Source organism: Corynebacterium sp. LK31 (genome assembly GCF_014335015.1).
Lineage (GTDB): Bacteria > Actinomycetota > Actinomycetes > Mycobacteriales > Mycobacteriaceae > Corynebacterium > Corynebacterium jeikeium_D.
In genome coordinates this window covers 585,151-603,963 of the sequence record NZ_PDGW01000011.1, presented here as the reverse complement: position 1 = coordinate 603,963, position 18,813 = coordinate 585,151, and the positions used below count along the sequence as shown (strand labels likewise).

The window sequence follows — 18,813 nt, the reverse complement described above, 5'->3', positions numbered from 1 at the left end:
CCGATGAGTGAGGTTGCACCGAAGCCGGGGCAGGGCGCTGGTCCTGTGCCGGGGCCGAAACCCGGCCCTGCATCTGTACCGAGCCCTGCGCCTAGCCCGGCGGCGATGCCCGGCGCGCGTGAGGTAACTCCGGAGGACGTCCGCGAGCAGGTGGCGGCCGCACTGTCAGCACCTGCCCCGACGCCGCAGGAGAGAGTCGCGCAGTTTGAGCGGGCGCATGAGATTTTGTATGAGGCCCTGGGCTCGTCACGCAGGGAAGGAAAGTGAACGCGGTGGCAAAGAAAGCTCCTAAGCGCAGGCTCGATGCGGAGTTGGTGCGAAGGAAGATTGCTCGCTCCCGTGAAGCGGCAGTGGACATGATTAAAGCCGGCCGAGTAGAGGTCGGTGGTTTTGTCGCCTCTAAGCCGGCGACTGCGGTGACAGGGGACGTGTCCATTCGCGTCAGTGGTCTGGAAGAAGACGAGAACTGGGCGTCGCGCGGAGCACACAAGCTGCTCGGCGCGCTGGAAGCTTTCGAACCGCAAGGGCTGGACTTGAAGGGCCGGAAAGTGCTGGATGCCGGTGCCTCCACGGGGGGTTTCACCGATGTGTGCCTGCGCCGCGATGTCGACACCGTCTACGCCGTCGATGTCGGCTACGGTCAGCTGATTTGGCGCTTGCAGGATGACCCGCGGGTGGTTGTGCTCGACCGAACTAATGTCCGCACGCTGACCCCCGAGATTCTCGGCGGCACAGCCGATGTCATGGTCGGCGACCTGTCCTTTATTTCTTTGAAGCTGGTGCTGCCAGCGATTGTCTCCTGCCTCGACGAGGGCGCTGACCTGCTGCCGATGGTCAAGCCGCAGTTCGAGGTGGGTAAGGAGCGCCTTGGCTCCGGTGGAGTCGTGCGCAGCGATGCACTGCGTCAGGAAGTTGTCCAGGAAGTCGCCGAGTACGCCCGCACTCTGGGGCTGTCCTTCCGCGCAGCCGTGGCCAGCCCGCTGCCGGGTCCGAGCGGCAACGTGGAGTTCTTCCTGTGGCTGGTGAAAGACGGCGGCGCCAGCGATATTGGTGATGAGGCTATGGCTGCGGCCATCGCCAAGGCTGTTGAGGAGGGGCCGCACAATGACTAGCGCGAAGACTCACTCACGGGAAAGCAAGCCCAAGACCAGCGCCGGCAAGCGCGAGATTCTGCTGGTTCCGCACACCGGCCGTAGCGCCAACCTGGAAATGGCCGCCGAGGCGGCCGAGCTGCTTGAGGCCGCGGGTATCGACATCCGCGTGCTGGCCGGTAAGAACCCGGAGGCGCTGGCCGCGCACCCAACGCTCGGCAAGTACCCGCGCTACTGGCATTCTCCGCAGGCGGCGTCGGGATGCGAACTCGTCCTCGTCCTCGGCGGCGACGGCACCTTTCTGCGTGCCGCAGACATTGCGCACTCGGCTGACCTGCCGGTGCTCGGCATCAACATGGGGCACGTGGGCTTCCTCGCTGAGTGGGAGCAGGAGTCCATGACCGAGGCGATTAGCCGCGTCATCAAGCGTTCCTGGCGCATCGAAGACCGCATGACCATCCGCGCCACCGTCCGTGACACCACCGGCCGCGTCATTGGCTCTGGCTGGGCGCTGAACGAAGTCAGTATCGAAAACGTCAACCGCCGTGGCGTGCTGGATGTCATCTTGGAAGTCGATGGCCGTCCGGTGAGTTCCTACGGCTGCGATGGTGTACTGATTTCCACGCCGACCGGCTCCACCGCGTACGCCTTTTCCGCAGGAGGCCCCGTACTCTGGCCAGAGCTCGACGCCATGCTGGTCGTGCCCAACAACGCCCACGCGTTGTTCTCTCGCCCGCTGGTGATCTCCCCGCATTCGACCATTGCCATTGAGACCAACCACGACACCGCCGAGGCGGTCGCGGGGCTCGACGGCTTCCGCAACATCACCATGCCGCCGGGCAGCCGCATCGAAATCGAGCGCGGCGCGCAACCGGTGCGCTGGGTGCGTCTGGACGATCAGCCGTTCGCCGATCGTCTGGTGCACAAGTTCCGCTTGCCGACGTCCGGGTGGCGCGGCCCCGCCGAAGCCCAATAGCCCCTAAACACGGCAAACGAGACCCCACACTTCAAGGGAAGGACTGATTGCAGGCGCCATGCTGACTGAGATTTCCATCCGCGACCTCGGCGTTATCCCGGACGCGACGCTTGAATTCAGCCCAGGCCTGACCGTACTGACAGGTGAAACCGGTGCGGGTAAGACCATGGTGGTCACCAGTCTCAAGTTGCTCTGTGGCGCGCGTGCCGACGCCGGCCGCGTGCGCACCGGCGCAGACAAGGCGTTGGTGGAAGGTCGCGTGTCCACCGAGCACCTCTCGGAGGAAGAGTCAGCGACCATCGATGCTGTGGTTTCTGAACTCGGCGGCGAACGCGATGAGAATGACGAGTACCTGCTTGCTCGTCAGGTCTCCGCGAAGGGGCGCTCCCGGGCGTGGGTTGGCGGTCGCGGTGCGTCGGCTGCGGCACTGGCGGATGTCTCCACGCGCCTCATCGCCATTCATGGCCAGAACGATCAGCTGCGCTTGCAAAGCGCCGATGAGCAGCGCGCGGCCATCGACCGCATGGATGCCGACACCATCGCGCCAACGCTGGAAACTTACCGTCAGCAGCGCGCACACTGGCGCTCCCTGGCCAAAGAACTGGAAGAGAAGACCTCCAAGCGCCGTGAGCTGGCCATGCGTGCCGACCAGCTCAGCTTCGCGATCGAAGAAATCGACGCAGTCTCACCCGAGCCGGATGAGGACCAGGACCTCGCCTCCCAGATCCGCCGCATGCAGGACCTGGACGGTCTCCGCGACGCGGCGGCCGTGGCGCTTGCCGCCATCGATGGCGCCGCCGCCGTGAGCACGACCGGCATGGATGCCGCCACCGAGGACTCCGGTGCCGCCGAACTCCTCGGCGCCGCCGCGAACGAGCTCGCCGCCGCAGACGACGAGGAACTCACCGAGTTTTCCAACCAGCTCAATGAACTGACCAGCCAGCTGTCCGAAATCTCCGCTGGTCTCGGCGCGTTTCTCTCCGGCCTGCCGGAGGAAACCGAGTCCTTGGACAAGCTGATGCAACGCCAGGTGGAGATTAAGAACCTCACCCGCAAGTACGCCCCAGATATCGCCGGTGTCCTGGCCTGGCGGGATAAGGCGGAGCGTAAGCTCGCCACGCTGGATGTTTCCGGCGAAGCCCTGGACAAACTCACCGCAGAGATTAAAACCGCGGAGAAGAAACTCGGCACCACCGCGCGGAAGCTCTCCAAGGCCCGCGCGAAAGCCGCAAAGCACCTGGAACAGGCCGTGACCAAGGAGCTCAAGGGCCTGGCCATGCCGCACACCTCGCTGGTGGTGGAGATCACCAAGGCCGACACCTTTGGTCCCGCTGGCGTGGACAACATTGAGTTCAAGCTTCGCGCCCACGAGGGTGCCGAGCCGCGTCCGCTGGCATCATCCGCATCCGGCGGTGAGCTCTCTCGCATCATGCTGGCATTGGAAGTTGTCCTCGCCGAAGGACAGGCCGGGCACACAATGGTTTTCGATGAGGTCGATGCCGGTGTTGGTGGGCGCGCGGCTGTGGAAATTGGCAAGCGCCTGAAGCAGTTGGCGGTGAACAACCAGGTGATCGTCGTCACGCACTTGCCTCAGGTGGCGGCGTTTGCGGATACCCACTTGGTGGTCAGCAAGGATGCGCGTTCGGGTGCGGTGTCGTCGAAGGTGACGAGCCTGGGCGACGAGGAGCGGATTGACGAGCTCGCGCGGATGATGGCGGGCTTGGACGATTCGGACTCCGGACGTGCGCACGCGCAAGATCTTCTGGATCAAGCTCGGCGCGCCTTCGCGGCCAAGTAGCTGCACTTATGTTTCACTAAGTGCCATGAGTCTGTTCTCTCGGAACGAAAAAGATCTTCCTGGCATTTCGGGGACTATGCGGGATGGTTCCCGCCTGGATCGTGCGCTGAAGCGCATGGGCGAAGGTGACATCGTGGTGATCGATGCGCCGGATATCTCGCGTCCACTGGCACAGCAGTTGATTGATGCCAAGGTCGCCGCAGTGGTGAACACCGGCGCGTTTACCACGGGTTTTGTGCCGAATTACGGCCCGCAGATGATGCGCGACGCCGACATTGCGATGGTGCAGAACGTCGGCGACGAGGTCTTCGAGAAGCTCAAGGACGGCAAGAACGGCAGGCTTGACGACGGCAAGCTCTACCACGGTGACCGCCTGATTGGCCAGGGCGACGAGGTCGACCAGGACGAGCTCGAGCGCGCCTTCGACGAGGGCCGCACCAGCATGGTCGACCGCCTGGAGGCGCTCTCCGGCAACTTGGTGGAGTTCGCCAAGACCGAGTCTCCGCTCTACATCGATGGCTTGGGCATTCCGGACGAGACAGAGCCACTGCACGGCCGCAAGGTCGTTGTGGTCAGCCCCGGTGAGGGACACCGCAAGACGCTGGAAGATCTAAAGAACTTCATCCGCGAGTACGAGCCGCTGCTCATCGGCGTCGATGCAGGTGCCGACACGCTCTTCGACCTGAAGTACGAGCCGGACTACATCATCGGTGATCCGGAGAACATCAACTCGGAGGCGCTGCGGTCTGCCGGTTGCGTGATTCTGCCCGCCGACCCGGACGGTCACGCTGTGGGCCTTGAGCGCATCCAGGACCTCGGCATTGGCGCCATGACCTTCCCGGCGCTGTCCGATTCCGCCACTGACCTGGCACTGGTGTTCGCCGCGCATCACGACGCCGACATGGTCGTCTCCGTCGGCGCCCCGCAGAACATCGACAGCATCTACCACGCTGAGAACCAGAGCGGTGTGCCGTCGGCGTTGCTGTCGCGTTTGAAGGTCGGGGAGAAGCTTGTCGACGGTCGCATGGTCGCCGACCTCTATCAGGTCAATAGCCGTGGTTTCGGTGTGGCCTGGGCAATCCTGGCTATCTTTGTCGCCGTTGCGGTGATCTTCGCCATCGCTGGTACCTCCGGTGATGGCTCTGTCAGCGAGAATCTGATTAATACCTGGAACTCCATTGCACTGTGGTTCCAGGGGCTGTTTAAGTAGTTTTAGCGGTATTTAGAGCACTATGAGCGCCTAAAGTTTTCGGCTGTCAGAGCTGATTGAGGCGTCGGCGAAAGGAAAAGGGACGGGCGATGGCGAAGAAGCGCAGGAGCGGGAAGTTTACAGCCGGTGTGACAGGTGCTGCCCTCGGTGTGGCGGCAGGTGCTGCGCTGGGTGCTTATGTGCTGAACCCCGCTGGTGCTGGCATTGATTTCGGCACTGGTGCCGCCTCTGAGCGCGATGCCGCCGTTGCCCGCGCTGATGCGCAGCAAGCGCGTGCCGATGAAGCCAACCGCATCATCGAGCCCATCGTCGGGGAGATTGTCAAGGACTCTTTGAAGGACGTGCCGGTCCTCGTTGTTGCTACTCCTGATGCCACGGACGAGCAGGTTGCAGGGGTTTCCGAGACCCTGCGCGCTGCCGGCGCCCCGGATGCGGGAGTGCTGAAGCTGACCGATAAGTTCCTCTCTTCCACAGGTGCGGACGAGCTGAAGGATATTGTCGCTACCTCGCTGCCGGCTGATGTACAGCTGGATCCGGAGCGCCGCGAGCCGGGCCGCCAGGCTGGCCAGGCGTTGGCTCCGGTGTTGGAGCTGGATAAGGATGGGGGAGAGCGGGCTTCCGCTGCTGACCGAAAGCTGCTGCTGGAGGCTCTGAAGGGCGGGGGTTTTGTCGAGTATGAAGAGGGGACTCTGCGGCCAGCTGCTGGCATCGTGATTGTTGGTAATCACGGCACTGTCTCGCGCGCTGCGATTGATAAGGGCGAGGATCCGGAGTTCGGTGCTGGCCTGGTTGCGGATTTGGCGGTGGCACTGGCTGAAGGCTTCGGTGCTGGTGAGGATGCTGCTGGTCACGTCGTGGTGGGGACTGACGGCTTTGGCCGTGAAGGCGTCAGTGCTCTACCGGACGAGCGCTGGGGTTCTGATTCTGCCGTGAAGCGTGTGGACGCTGTGTCTGATGCGGCCGGGCAGGTCGGGGTTGTTGGGGAGTTGAAGAAGTAGGGAATGAATAGTGTCGAGCAAGCGGGAACAATCAATTAAGCGTTTCGAGCGTCGCATGGAACGGCAGGCTACGCGAAAGTCATGGCGCGACGACTACGCCATTATCGGTGAAGACTCCTGGGGGAATGACTACCTAGGTAACGAAGGCGGAGAGCGTTCCGTCCGCGCAAGTCGCGGTGGCCGAGCGGACGGAAATCGTCGGAGGTAACAGCCTTAGGAGCTGTTTCTGCCTTTTACCACTTAATTTGTGCCCGCAGCAGCAACGTCAGAGCACAGCTAGCTGTGTTCGCATGTCATAGATGGCGACATAGCTTTCCTAGGGCATAATATCTTCATGTCCAAGTTTTCAGAGGTCCTTGAGCAGCTACGTGAGAATCAGCCGAAGGCGAAGTATGGCATCGCTTTCGAGAAGCTCATGGTCAACTATTTCCGCACTGACCCGACCCTGAAAGCGCAGTTTGACGAGGTCTATCGATGGTCGGACTGGAAATACAACGGGGGAGCACCCGATACTGGCATCGACTTGGTCGCTCGTCGCATTGACGACGGCACGTGGGTCGCCATCCAGTGCAAGTTCTATATGCCAACGACTCGCTTGGCCAAGGCAGACCTCGATTCATTCTTTGAAGCGTCTGGACGATCTTTTACTACTGAATCTGGCCCGGAACATTTCGGCAGCCGTATCGTCATCTCTACAACTGACCACTGGTCCTCGCACGCAGAAGAGGCCCTGGCTAATCAGCTGATTCCCACCAGCCGAATCGGCACGGCAGCAATCGCCGAATCTCCGATTAATTGGGATGTCGCTTTCCCCGGCTCCGAAATCCAAATCAATCTCTCCCAGCGCGAGACCTTCGAGCCCCGCCCCCACCAGCAAGAAGCTATCGATAGCGCCATGGCCAGTTTTGCTACCCACGACCGTGGCAAGCTCATTATGGCCTGCGGCACTGGTAAAACCTTCACCGCTCTTCGTCTCGCCGAGCGGGTAGCTGAGGCAAATGGGGGGGGGGGAAGGCTCGAGTTCTCTTCCTCGTTCCATCCATTTCGCTCCTGTCGCAAACACTCAAAGAATGGACAGCACAAGGGCGCCTCGACATGCGCACCTTCGCTGTGTGCTCGGACTCGAAGGTCTCCCGTAAAGCTGAGGATATTGCGACCTACGACCTAGAAGTCCCAGTTTCAACAAACGGTGCCGAAATTGCCAAGCGCTTTGAATCTGGCAAGCGCGCCAAGGGCCTCCACATTGTTTTCTCCACTTACCAGTCGTTGCCGGCTGTTCATGAAGCCCAAACGCAAGGGCTCGAGGATTTCGACCTGGTTATCTGCGATGAGGCACATCGCACCACCGGTATTACTCTCGCCGGTGAGGACGCAAGTAACTTCGTCCGCATCCACGATGCCGACTACATCAAGGCCACGAAGCGCCTCTACATGACGGCCACGCCGCGTCTGTATGACGATTCCGTCAAGGGCAAAGCACAGGATCACTCAGCCGAACTGGCCTCCATGGATGACGAAGCCATCTACGGCCCAGAGTTCTATCGTCTCGGATTCGGCGAAGCCGTAGAAAAAGGCCTGCTCACCGACTACAAGGTTCTCGTCATGACGGTCGACGAATCCGTAGCCGCCGATGCCATGGCCCGCAGCCAGAACAACCAGATCAATCTCACTCTGGCCTCGGCAATGATTGGTGCATGGAATGGCCTCGCAAAGCGCTCCGGTTCTCTGCAGGGTAAAAAGGGCGGCTTCGATGCGGATGCCGCACCTATGCAACGTGCTGTGGCGTTTGCCCGTGACATCAAGACATCGCAGACAATTGCTGACTCCTTCCCACAGCTGATTAACATGCACCGAGAACTGCTCGAAGAGAAGGCAGTTCTCAATGATGTCTCGCTGCACAACGTGGACGTTTCTATCTCTGCGCAGCATGTGGACGGCAGCATGAACGCTCTTGAGCGTGGCACCAAGCTTTCTTGGCTGGAGTCTCCAGCAGCCGAGCAGCACACCCGCGTGCTCACAAATGCCCGTTGTTTGTCCGAAGGCGTCGACGTCCCGGCGCTGGATGCTGTGATCTTCTTCAACCCGCGTAATTCCATGGTCGACGTGGTCCAGTCCGTAGGCCGCGTCATGCGCAAGTCCGAAGGCAAGGATTATGGCTACATTATTCTTCCAGTCGCAGTCGCCCCGGACGTTTCGCCAGCGCAGGCCCTAAATGACAACGCGCGTTTCAAGGTTGTCTGGCAGATCCTGAATGCATTGCGTGCGCATGATGACCGCTTCCATGCCAAGGTCAATTCCATCGCATTGAATGAAACGAACCCTGCTGAAGAGTTGCCAATCGAAGTCGACCACATCGGCAATGAGGGTTCCCAGAAAAATGGCTCCGACACCGATTCTGAGAACGCTTCTCCCACCGATGCCATTAACGAGGCCGAAGCCGACTCAGCCAAAAACCCGCAGCCTCTGGCCGATAATGATGAGCTAACTCAACAGCTCGTACTGTTTTCTCTGGAAGAGTGGCAGGAGGCCATTTACACCAAGCTCGTCGACAAAGTCGGCACCCGCACATATTGGGAGGATTGGGCGGACGATGTCGCTACCATCGCGGAAAACCAAATTACGCGCATCAAAGTGCTTGTCGACGGTGCCGATGCCAACCTCCGAACAGAATTCGATAGCTTTGTCGAGGGTCTGCGAAACAACCTCAACGATGGCATCAGCGAAGATGATGCCATTTCGATGCTCTCGCAGCACCTCATCACAGCTCCGGTATTCAACGCTCTTTTCGAGAACCACGACTTCATCATCCATAACCCCGTAGCCCAGGTTATGGAGAAGATGGTCGGGGCCCTCTCCGAAGCCAATCTTGATACCGAAACCGAGTCCCTCGAGAAGTTCTACGAGTCCGTCCGTGTTCGAGCCTCTGAAGTGAAGTCCGCCTCGGGAAAACAGCAGGTCATCAAGGAGCTTTACGAGCGCTTCTTCCAAAAAGCCTTCAAGAAGCAGGCGGAGTCTTTGGGCATCGTCTACACCCCAGTCGAAATTGTCGACTTCATTCTGCGTGCTGCGGATGACGTGTCCAAGAAGCACTTCGGCAAGGGGCTTACCGACGAAGGCGTCTGTATCCTCGATCCCTTCGCTGGCACTTCAACGTTCACGGTTCGCCTCCTGCAGTCCGGCCTCATTAGGCCGGAGGACCTTGCCCGAAAGTACGCCAACGAGCTGTTCGCTACCGAGATTATGCTGCTGGCCTACTACGTTTCTGCCGTCAACATTGAGACCACCTATAACGCCCTGCGCGAAGAGGCAGCACTGCGTAATGGTGCCCCAATACCGGCGTATGTTCCCTTCGCCAACATTGCGCTGGCTGATACTTTCCAGATTCATGAGGAAGGAGACATCCAGGACCTGCATATTTTCCAGGAGAATAACGCTACCATCGAGCGGCAAAAGAACGCGCCAATAAACGTGGTAATTGGTAACCCGCCTTATTCGTCCGGGCAGAAGTCCGCAAACGACTTGAATGCAAATCTGAAGTATCCGAGTCTGGATAAGCGCATCGCTGAGACTTACGCTGCGAAATCCACAGCGACGAACAAGAACTCACTTTACGACTCCTACCTGCGTGCCTTCCGCTGGGCAACCGACCGCATCGGTGACCAAGGTGTGGTGGCCTTCGTCTCAAATGGCGGCTGGATTGACGGCAACACCGGTGACGGAGTGCGGTTATCCATGGCCGAAGACTTCACTGACCTGTATGTGTTCAACCTTCGTGGCAATCAGCGAACGGCAGGAGAACAGTCCCGCAAGGAAGGCGGAAAGGTCTTTGGTTCGGGTTCGCGGAATACAGTAGCCATCACTATCGGAGTTAAAAATCCCGTAAAGTCCGGTTTTCAGTTGCACTACCGAGATATTGGAGATTACCTGACAGCGGTGGAGAAGCTCCGGATCGTCGATTCAGAGACGGTGGAGTCCATTGAATGGGAACCCATCAGTCCTAACACCTATGGTGACTGGGTAAATCAGCGCTCGGAGGAATTTGAGACGTGGCCCGTTATCGGCGAGAAAAACGGCACCAGTACGAAGTTCTTTAGTACGTTCTCTGGCGGGCTTAAAACTGGACGTGATGTCTGGATGTATTCCCAAACAGAAGACATATTGCTTAGGAATTTACAGACTCTTACCGCTACCTACGCCGAAGCGACCAGTGCATTGCAGAAGTGGTTGGTCACTGCGGGAGTAGATCGCCCGAAAGAAGCTGACGTCACTAGGTTTCTACAGCAGAACCCTAGGTTTGCGGATACTTCGAAAATTTCGTGGTCGGCCATCTTGAAGAATCTTTCGGCGAAAAATACCCAAGTAGCCGTGAAAAAGAAACGGGTGTTTGAGTCTTTGTACCGACCGTTTACAAAGATGCGCGCCTATTTTGAACCAGCATTGAACGATCGTCAATATCAGCTGCCGTCGATATTCCCGACTCCCGCTCATTCCAATGTCGGCATTCTTATCTCAGCAGCCGCAGCATCGGCGCCGTTTACTTGTAATGCTACGAATCTAATTCCAGATCTCGTTTCTGTTGCAGGGGCAGGAAATCCTAGCCAATTCTTCTCCCGCTTCACTTGGACGGCGGTAACGGAGGATGACGGTGCGCTGTTTGGTGAGAACAGCGTCGTAAAGCGAGGAGAAACCAGTGTCTACGGCGAGATTGGTGAAATCGTTGACGGCTATATGCGCGTGGATAACATCACCGACGAGATCAAGAATACTTACCGTGATGCGCTGGGAGCCGATATTACCGGCGATACCATTTTCCACTTTGTCTATGCCAAGTTGCATGATCCTGCCTACCGCACGAAGTATGCGGCTGATTTGAAGAAGATGCTGCCACATATTGAGACGCCGTCGTCACGTGCGGAGTTCGACAAGTTTGCTGCTGCGGGCAAAGAGCTGATGGATCTGCACGTGGGCTATGAGTCCGTCGAGCCCTGGCCGTTGGACATTCAGGTCAAGGGGGATGAGTCCGACCGCGAAACCTGGCGTGTGCTCAAGATGAAATGGGCAAAACGCAAGAATCCGGAGACAGGTAAGAATGTCGATGATGTGACGAAGTTGATTTACAACAAGTGCGTGACCATCTCGGGTATTCCGGCGGAAGCGGACGAGTACATGTTGGGTTCACGCTCGGCGGTAGCGTGGCTGATCGATCGTTACCAGGTCAAGAAGGATAAAGCATCAGGCATTGTTAATGACCCGAACGATTGGGCTGACGAGGTAGGGAACCCGCGTTACATCGTGGACCTTATCGGGCGTGTGGTGCGGGTCGCTATGGAGACTGTGAGGATTGTCGATGAGCTCGTAGCCATTGACGAACCCAGGGCTAGATTTTTCGTAAATAAAAGCTAGTCTTACCTTCCTAAGGTAAAACCTGCCTTCAATAATGGGGCATTTTAGGGAGTCGGACTGATGTAAAATCTATCGCCGGAGGCTCATGTAGGAGTAAAAGCTCTTTATCGGGAATTAGCTCTTCATCTTCTGGGTGAAGATAGAGTCGGTCGAAAGATGAAAAGAGCACAGTTTCATTTAATGTGTCGGCAAACGCAGTGTCGCAGTCAAACCTATAGTCGAGGCAACTTGATAGTGCCAGAGTGGGATTGGTAACCGGTCCAGTAAATATTGCCTGATTTCGGCTTATCGGAAATGCAATGTTTTCAGCATGAAGGACACCACATAATTCCAATCCCGCCTTGGTGTTTCGTGTCGAAATAAGAGGAGTATCACCTGTTAGAAAGTTCCGATCTGTCGATGTTGCTAAAGCCCAGTTCCTTTCCAGGATATTGAAAGCCAATCTAACGGCAAGATTTGGGATATGGGTCAGGTGGCGATTAGCATCTATTATTCCGAGGTCTCCTTCGTCGGCGATGGTATTTCGAATCGTACTGATAGTGTCTTCAGAGAGGGAATCGCTTCCAATATTATTCAGATAACTCGTAATCGAATGGTCTGATGAATCCTCGGTTATTAGTTTCGTAAAAAATCCGTCTGCCTGGGAAAGGAAATTTCTAAAGGTGATTCCCCGAAGAAGGGAGATTGCCATGAAAACCGCTAATGAGACCCGATCTTCGAGACTGAGTGGCCAGCTGCCCATTTTTACTGAATTGAATGCTTGAGCTGCGGCAGCCTCGACATTTCCCAGCGCTTTTTCGAATGCAAATTTATCGGTGCCTTGATCAATGGTGTAGAAATTCTTGATAATTGATGCTTTGTTGACTGAGGATAAATAAATACTCCTCTTCTGTAGGTCGATAACTCGAATTTTATCGTGTTGTGCGAACCCGCGAAGATAGAATTTTGGAACTGTATGTTGGCGTTCTGGATTATTCATTGTAGACTACTACTTCTCATTTTCGCGATTTGCTGGTTTTTAACCCAATTGGTCTCTTTTTATTAGATTTTATATTAGGTTTAATGTCGTTTCGGGGGCTGCCAGGGATGGAGGGGGTGTGGATTATCGTTAAGGTTTCTAGGTTGACAACGATATTATTTGACGATGGCGGCGTAACTTTACGCAGTACAGGTAGTGGTAGCGGAAAGTCTTGTAGCGGATTTCGGTTTTGGGCACTGTGGTGTCACGTCATCCCGGAGAATTAAGTCACCGTGTCGTGCTTCATCTAGTGGTGCGAAGCAACATTTTGGCTGAGATTAATTGACGACGAGGTTGAGACACGGGGTGAGGTCTCGCTTCAGTTTACCTAGACTGGCTGGAATTTCGTAGATGTTCTTTGCGTCGCGAATGTTTTTACAAAGCATGGTTGTTAATCATCTAGGATTATTTTATGGCACCAGACAACATTCCGACTACAGATCAGTTCCGTCCAGTAGTACTGCGTGTGCTATCAGACGGGCGAGAACGACGGCTCACGGAGATAGGCGACGATGTAGTCAGACATCTGGGACTTTCTGATGAGGTTTTGGCGGAAACTATTCCGTCCGGACAGCCAAGATATCGAAATCGAATTGCTTGGGCCTGCTCGTCGTTTGCGCAGTCTGGTCTGGTGATCCGACCCAAGCGCGGGCGATACGTGATCTCGGATAATGGGCGCCAGGTAGATGCAAGGAATCTTGCGGAGTACACCGAAAAGGACATGCTGGAGTGGCCCAAATGGCGGCAGTACCAAGATGAGATTCGGGAGCGTAAGAGCTCTGGCAATGCAGCAGCTGACTTGCCGGCATCCTCGGGTGAACGTGGCGGAGGAACTCTAGCTGAATGGGAAGAGGCTTCGGCTAGTCCGACGAAATCTCCATTAGAGATGGTGGAGGATGCGCAAGCTGATTGGAACGCGAAGGTTTCAACCGATTTGCGGCAGCGCCTGCAGGACTCAACCCCAGAGTTCTTTGAGCGCGCGGTTATTGAACTGCTGTGGGCGATGGGATACGGCGGTGTCCACGGACAGAAACAGCATCTGGGACGGTCTAATGATGGCGGCGTCGATGGAGTGATTCGTGAAGATGCCCTGGGCCTTGGGAAAGTCTATGTGCAGGCCAAGCGCTATGGCGACTCAAATTCTGTCGGGAATGGAGAAATAAGAAACTTCATTGGTGCGCTAGATTCTCGCGGTGCAAATAAAGGCGTATTCATCACAACGTCCCGCTTTACCAACGGGGCAGTAGAAGCTGCCGCAAATTATCGGCACGGAACAATCGTTTTGATTGATGGTGTGAAACTATCTGCGCTCATGCTTGACTATGGTGTCGCGGTCCAAAAAGCACATGAGATCATCCTTTACGAACTGGATGAAGACTTTTTTGAAGAGGAACAGTAGGTCGTCTCACGGCGGGTGTGACCTGTCATTGCGGGGTTACTTGAGTGGGCTTCAGGTCTTATACAATCGGGAGACTGTTTTTAGGTAAATAGGAAGCCCGATGCGGACACTCAGTTTCTTCAACAACAAGGGTGGGGTGGGGAAGACCACTCTTTCCACCAATGTCGCCCATTATTTCGCTCGTCAGGGTAAACGAGTGCTCTATGTGGATTGCGATCCGCAGTGTAATGCCACACAACTCATGCTGACTGAAGAGCAACACGAGGAAATCTACCTGAGCAGCAAGAATGATGAGCAGGCCGAGCGAGATTCGTTGGCTAATACGGTCTACTCGCTGTTCATTCCACTGCGAGAAGGCGAGACCGATATCGAGCCCGATATCCGGCCAGTGCGCTCGGAGCGGTTTGGAGTCGATGTCCTGCCAGGGCACCCGGCACTTTCCAACATCGAAGATGTCATGAGTGACGCATGGCAGTCATCGCTAGCCAAGAAGACCGGCGACTTTCGTCGAATCCACTGGGCCGGGCAGTTGGCTGTGGCTATGGAGGATGAAGATCGATACGACTACATCTTCTACGATGTGGGACCGTCGTTAGGCCCTTTCAATCGCACCGTACTTTTGGGCTGCGACGCCTTCGTCACTCCTACGTCGACCGACCTGTTCAGCTTCCACGCCTTTGGAAACCTCGCCAAGTGGTTCAACGACTGGGTCACTGAATACAGCGAAATATCTGAGGGCAATCTTGCTCAGTGGAGGAACTACTCGCCAGATATTTCAAAGAAAACTCGTAAGCTTCGGCTGCTCGGGCACGATGGGCGTGGGCTTCAGTACCTTGGCTACACAACGCTGGAATACGTGAAGAGGCGCTCGAACGGTAAAGAACAGCTTGTCGGAGCCTTTGAACGATTCCGCGGCAAGTTTGACGACGAAGCCAAACGAATCGGCGATAGCCTCGGACATTCGTGTGACCAGTACCTGATTGGGCATGTGCCGCACATGTACTCGATGCCGGCGACAGCTCAGGATAGTCATTCACCAATTGCAGACCTGCAAGCAACCGATGGAGTGCGGGGAACTCAGCTGAACCAGCGTACTGGCTATGCAGAGAAAATTGATGAAGTCGCTGCACTGGTTCTGGAGCGGTTGGAGAGTTAGGTGCTGTTGCGAGGCGCACCATTGATGCGGTTCCGGCCAGTGAATAGGATGCTGCACTGCGGAACGTACAGGTAGATGTGCCATTGCTGCGTGTTCGGCGTCGTGCATTCACGCTGGACGGAGTCAGTGTTACCTAGCGAGTAAGGCGAACTCCTCGGTGACGACGGCGCGGGGCAATGTGTCACCAATCTCTTTGCAGGCTGGGGAGGACGCGCGGTAGGGGATTTTGAGGTGCAGTAGCGGTATCTGTGAATTGAATTGGCACAGCTGCCTCTACGAATGCTTCTCGTCGAAGGCGGCTGCGGCTTCTTAATTCAACATCGCGCGACACTCTTCCTCGGAATGGCCAGAGTTAAGGCAATCAGCCCAATCGATTTGGCCTTGAACCCACGGGGACGGCTCGGTGTTCTGAGGTTCTGGGGCAGTGTTTGCGGAAGGGCCATCATAGAAATTGTTGGCGCAATATTGCGTCCAGCCGGAGGTGCCGTCGGTAAACCAGGTGGTGCCTTGTTCGTAGAGTCCCTGCGAGGATTTCGCGCAATGTGAAATCGTTTTGTTTATAGCTGTCGGCTCACCAGTGGGGGCGCCGGTGTAACCAGTGGGCCTGGAGCTTTCCGTTGTCTGGGTCGGGGGTGTTGATGGGTTAGGGGTCTTGGTGGTGGATTGTGTCGTCGATTCTGTGCTGCTTTCTGAGCTGGTGACAGTTTTTGTAACCGTAGTTGGTTCCGGTGCTTTTTCCGGTTCTCCGTTGGAGCAAGCCGAAAGGCACAGTGCTGGAATAGTCAGTGCGAGGGCGAAAATGTGTCGTTTGTGCATGTGAAATACCTTACTGTACGGGCAGGTGAGAAGGCGTTCTCTAAGTTCAGCTATTGGTGACTCAGTTTCCTCGCTGACGATATCAAGCGTCCGCATCACTGGTTGTTTGAAATATTCGTGGAGCAGGCGCTTATCCTTAATGGCGATGTCAGTATCAGCGATGCTCCTGTGGTGCTGCGAGGGGGTCTCGCCTCGTTTCGCGCTGTGGTCGATATCACTTTAAAAGCTTGCAGGCCTGTAAGTGAATAGCATTATAGTTATATTTAGTTCACATTCTATTAACCTTATTTAGGGGCTTTCATTGGTCGCCTTTCAGAGTACGATTGCGATTTATAGCCTGTTTTTTGCTCTTGCCCATGCCGTAGTTCTTATTGGAAACGTTTTACTATTCACTGTTCTAGGCAAGGAGTAATCATGGGCACTCATCGAGCATTTGGAAAGCTGGCACGGTCAGCCACAGCACTGTTGGCTGCGGCTGGTGTCGCTCTGGCAGCGGCTCCCATCGCGGCCGCTGCACCGGCTTCGGCAACAGGTAATGATCAGGTCCTGTCCTGGACCGAAATGGGCGAGTGGGGGCCAAAGGCAAATGATTTCCCCACCGTCATGGTCAACCAGGGGATGACGGAAAACATCAGTCCCGAGGGAACAAATGTGCAGTGTGTTCCTGCTCCTGGTGAGAATCCTGTGGTCATGATCCACGGTATGAACTCGAACTCGTACCAGACCTATGCCCGCATGGCACCGGAGCTAAAGGCAATGGGGAAGTGTCTGTACGCATTTAACGTCGGCAAGCTGGGTCCTGACGAGTTTTCGGTGCTGGGCTCTATTCCAACCATGCGCAACATGACCCCGCTGGATACCGCTTTGGCTGAGCTGACTGCGAAGATTGACACCCTCAAGGCGGAAACTGGTGCTACCGCCGTCGATATTGTTGGTCACTCTGCCGGTGGCGCCTTGGCTGCCGCCTACGCCAAGCAGGAGCAGGGGCGGGGAATCGGCACCGTCGTTTCCCTGGCGGGCGTGCTGCATGGCACAACCCTGCTCGGCGCTTCCTACGGCTTGGAACAGCTCAACCAGTTCGACAATGCCGGTGACAAGGCTGCGGGGTACATTGTCAGCCCCAGCCTGGTGGATCTGATGCAGCACGGCCGGTTCATGGCCAAGATGAATGAAGGTGGCTTGGAGCAGCCGGGCGTCAACTACGTTGCAATCTCGACTCAGGTTGATGAAGCCGTCACGCCAATGGCTGCAAGCCAGTGGAACGCACCGACTTCCAACAACATCCTCCTACAGGATGGTTGCTCTGCGGACCTGTCGGGCCATATTGGTCTGACCTTCTCGCCGCGAGCAATCGCGCTGGTAGCGAATGCGCTCGGACGTAATGTTGAGGTTCCGTGCGTGCCGGTAACCGCCGTTTTTGAAGGGGGCATCAACGACAATGCCAATGTTCGCGCAGAACACGTCAATGCCGTCTCTGACGGAATCACGGAAATCGACGGACGCATCGCTCAGGCTGCAGGGGCGCGGTAGCGATAGTCGTGAGCAGTAGCTCTTGATAAAAGGCGCGAGTCGACAGCGATAATAGCTAGTCGGATTGCGCCTTTTTCGCCATCAAATCCAGGGCAATGGCGGCACCAATGATCGCCGCGCGCAATTGTGGTGGCAAATCATCCTTGAGCTGCAGCACATAGCGTTCATTGCCGGATAGGAGATTCGCAAACCCCGACCACTTGCGTGACATCTGTGCGACTCTGACGTCGTTGATCATAAAAGTGGCGTCGTAATGCCAGACGTCGCCGTCGACCTCGCAATTGGCAAAACCGGGGATGGAAATCTCCAGCCGCCGCTTAAAGAACGCAAACTTCTGCTGAATAGTGGCCAGAAGGCGCGATGACTCTGCTCCACCTTGCTGCTTGCCTTCGGTATCAGTCGCATGCGGGTCGGGGTAATAGACCTCGTAACGATCAAGGGTGAAATCGGTCGGGTCGGTGATAACGAATACCGGAGTGCCGTCCGGTTCGGACACTGTCAGGCGACGAGAGCCCATAAACATGCGGCTCAGCGTGCCACCGGTAGTTTCGATCTTTCCGATGCAATTGCCCTCGGTATCCAGAATGTCGAAATCATCCGCCATGAAGTTTCGAATCTGCTGGATAACGATGCTGTTGTGCGAGAGCAATCCCTGATAGCGCCCTTGCTGTGGCGGAAGCTGCTGCGGTGCGGGAGGCTGCTCGGGCGCGGAAGGTTGCTCAGGCGCAGCAGGCTGCTCCGGCGCGGCAGGCTGCTGCCCGGAAGCATCCTCCTGATCGTGCTGTGGAATCTGATCCCACAGCGACTTTGGGTTATCCCAATATGAACTCATGGCAACAGCCGTCCTTTGGTGGTGCTAAAAGCCGAGTGGCTTAGAAGTTCTCTACGAGTGCCTTGTTGAAAGCCTCAAGGTCGGCCGGGGTGCGGGAGGAAATCAGGTTGCCGTCAACGACAACTTCCTCATCGACCCAGTTGGCGCCAGTGTTAATCAGGTCAGTCTTGACGCTGATGTAGGAGGTAATAGTGCGGCCCTTCAGCACATCCGCATCGGTGAGAATCCAACCGCCGTGGCAAATCACGCCGATTGGCTTGTTAGCTGCGGCGAATCCCTTCACTAGCGCCACGGCATCCTTATCGATGCGAATCTGGTCCGCATTCACGGTGCCGCCAGGCAGAATCAGAGCATCGTAATCATCGGCAGAAACGCTGCTGGTGAGCTTATCGACGTCCACCTTCGTGCCGTTCTTGCCCTCGATGGAGCCTTCTTCGGTGGAGATAACGTGCACGGTCGCACCGGCATCCTTTACGGCCTCAGCCGGGCTAGTCAGCTCGGAGTCCTCGAATCCGTCAGTGGCCAATACTGCAATGGTCTTATTCGTTAAATCAGTCATAGCCCCGAGGGTAATGACGTAATCGCG

15 protein-coding genes are annotated in these 18,813 nt (G+C 56.5%); 12 read left to right on the top strand and 3 right to left on the bottom strand.

The window, feature by feature from the left end:
• Positions 1–3 precede the first annotated feature (3 nt).
• From CRD18_RS04945 to CRD18_RS04910, 9 genes are all read left to right on the top strand, one after another.
• Complete coding sequence (locus CRD18_RS04945; RefSeq protein ID WP_070604331.1) at positions 4–267, top strand: hypothetical protein; 264 nt, start codon at positions 4–6, stop codon at positions 265–267.
• Between the two features lie 5 nt (positions 268–272).
• A complete protein-coding gene (locus CRD18_RS04940; RefSeq protein ID WP_070601574.1) occupies positions 273–1,112 on the top strand; it encodes a TlyA family RNA methyltransferase in 840 nt (279 codons plus the stop codon).
• Positions 1,105–2,067, top strand: coding sequence for an NAD kinase (locus tag CRD18_RS04935; RefSeq protein ID WP_070653004.1), 963 nt, complete (start codon positions 1,105–1,107; stop codon positions 2,065–2,067). Before CRD18_RS04940 ends, CRD18_RS04935 begins: the two co-directional genes overlap by 8 nt.
• Positions 2,068–2,125: 58 nt before the next feature.
• Positions 2,126–3,865, top strand: coding sequence for a DNA repair protein RecN (gene recN, locus CRD18_RS04930; protein ID WP_187406546.1), 1,740 nt, complete (start codon positions 2,126–2,128; stop codon positions 3,863–3,865).
• A gap of 25 nt (positions 3,866–3,890) precedes the next feature.
• Positions 3,891–5,075 (top strand): putative cytokinetic ring protein SteA, encoded by a 1,185-nt coding sequence (gene steA / locus CRD18_RS04925; protein ID WP_187406545.1) that lies wholly within the window; start codon positions 3,891–3,893, stop codon positions 5,073–5,075.
• Positions 5,076–5,164: 89 nt separating this feature from the next.
• Entirely contained in the window at positions 5,165–6,073 is a 909-nt protein-coding gene (locus tag CRD18_RS04920) for a copper transporter (RefSeq protein ID WP_187406544.1), read from the top strand.
• A gap of 10 nt (positions 6,074–6,083) precedes the next feature.
• On the top strand, positions 6,084–6,281 hold the full coding sequence (locus tag CRD18_RS04915; protein ID WP_187406558.1) for a hypothetical protein: 198 nt from the start codon (positions 6,084–6,086) through the stop codon (positions 6,279–6,281).
• Between the two features lie 126 nt (positions 6,282–6,407).
• Entirely contained in the window at positions 6,408–7,241 is an 834-nt protein-coding gene (locus CRD18_RS11205) for a DEAD/DEAH box helicase family protein (protein WP_370550967.1), read from the top strand.
• Positions 7,124–11,476 carry a type ISP restriction/modification enzyme gene (locus tag CRD18_RS04910; protein WP_370550974.1) on the top strand — a complete coding sequence of 1,451 codons (4,353 nt, stop codon included), beginning with the start codon at positions 7,124–7,126 and terminating at the stop codon, positions 11,474–11,476. The genes CRD18_RS11205 and CRD18_RS04910 overlap by 118 nt, the downstream gene beginning before the upstream one ends.
• Positions 11,477–11,504: 28 nt before the next feature.
• Here the strand turns inward: CRD18_RS04910 and CRD18_RS04905 are convergent, their stop codons facing one another.
• On the bottom strand, positions 11,505–12,455 hold the full coding sequence (locus CRD18_RS04905) for a DUF4238 domain-containing protein (RefSeq protein ID WP_187406543.1): 951 nt from the start codon (positions 12,453–12,455) through the stop codon (positions 11,505–11,507).
• 451 nt (positions 12,456–12,906) lie between these two features.
• On the opposite strand from CRD18_RS04905, the gene CRD18_RS04900 reads away from it, so the two are divergent.
• The 3 genes from CRD18_RS04900 to CRD18_RS04890 all read left to right on the top strand — a co-directional run bounded on the left by CRD18_RS04900 (position 12,907) and on the right by CRD18_RS04890 (position 17,395).
• Positions 12,907–13,893: a restriction endonuclease gene (locus tag CRD18_RS04900; RefSeq protein WP_187406542.1), complete on the top strand. Its 987-nt coding sequence runs from the start codon at positions 12,907–12,909 to the stop codon at positions 13,891–13,893.
• Between the two features lie 100 nt (positions 13,894–13,993).
• The gene (locus CRD18_RS04895; RefSeq protein WP_187406541.1) at positions 13,994–15,049 is read left to right on the top strand and encodes a ParA family protein; all 1,056 of its coding nucleotides are present in this window, start codon (positions 13,994–13,996) and stop codon (positions 15,047–15,049) included.
• A 1,230-nt stretch (positions 15,050–16,279) separates the two neighbouring features.
• Positions 16,280–17,395: an alpha/beta fold hydrolase gene (locus tag CRD18_RS04890; RefSeq protein ID WP_187406540.1), complete on the top strand. Its 1,116-nt coding sequence runs from the start codon at positions 16,280–16,282 to the stop codon at positions 17,393–17,395.
• A gap of 55 nt (positions 17,396–17,450) precedes the next feature.
• On the opposite strand, the gene CRD18_RS04885 is transcribed toward CRD18_RS04890, so the two are convergent.
• Together CRD18_RS04885 and CRD18_RS04880 are read right to left on the bottom strand one after the other, a co-directional pair.
• Positions 17,451–18,227, bottom strand: coding sequence for an LURP-one-related/scramblase family protein (locus CRD18_RS04885; RefSeq protein ID WP_187406539.1), 777 nt, complete (start codon positions 18,225–18,227; stop codon positions 17,451–17,453).
• A 40-nt stretch (positions 18,228–18,267) separates the two neighbouring features.
• Complete coding sequence (locus CRD18_RS04880; RefSeq protein WP_187406538.1) at positions 18,268–18,786, bottom strand: type 1 glutamine amidotransferase domain-containing protein; 519 nt, start codon at positions 18,784–18,786, stop codon at positions 18,268–18,270.
• Positions 18,787–18,813 lie beyond the last annotated feature (27 nt).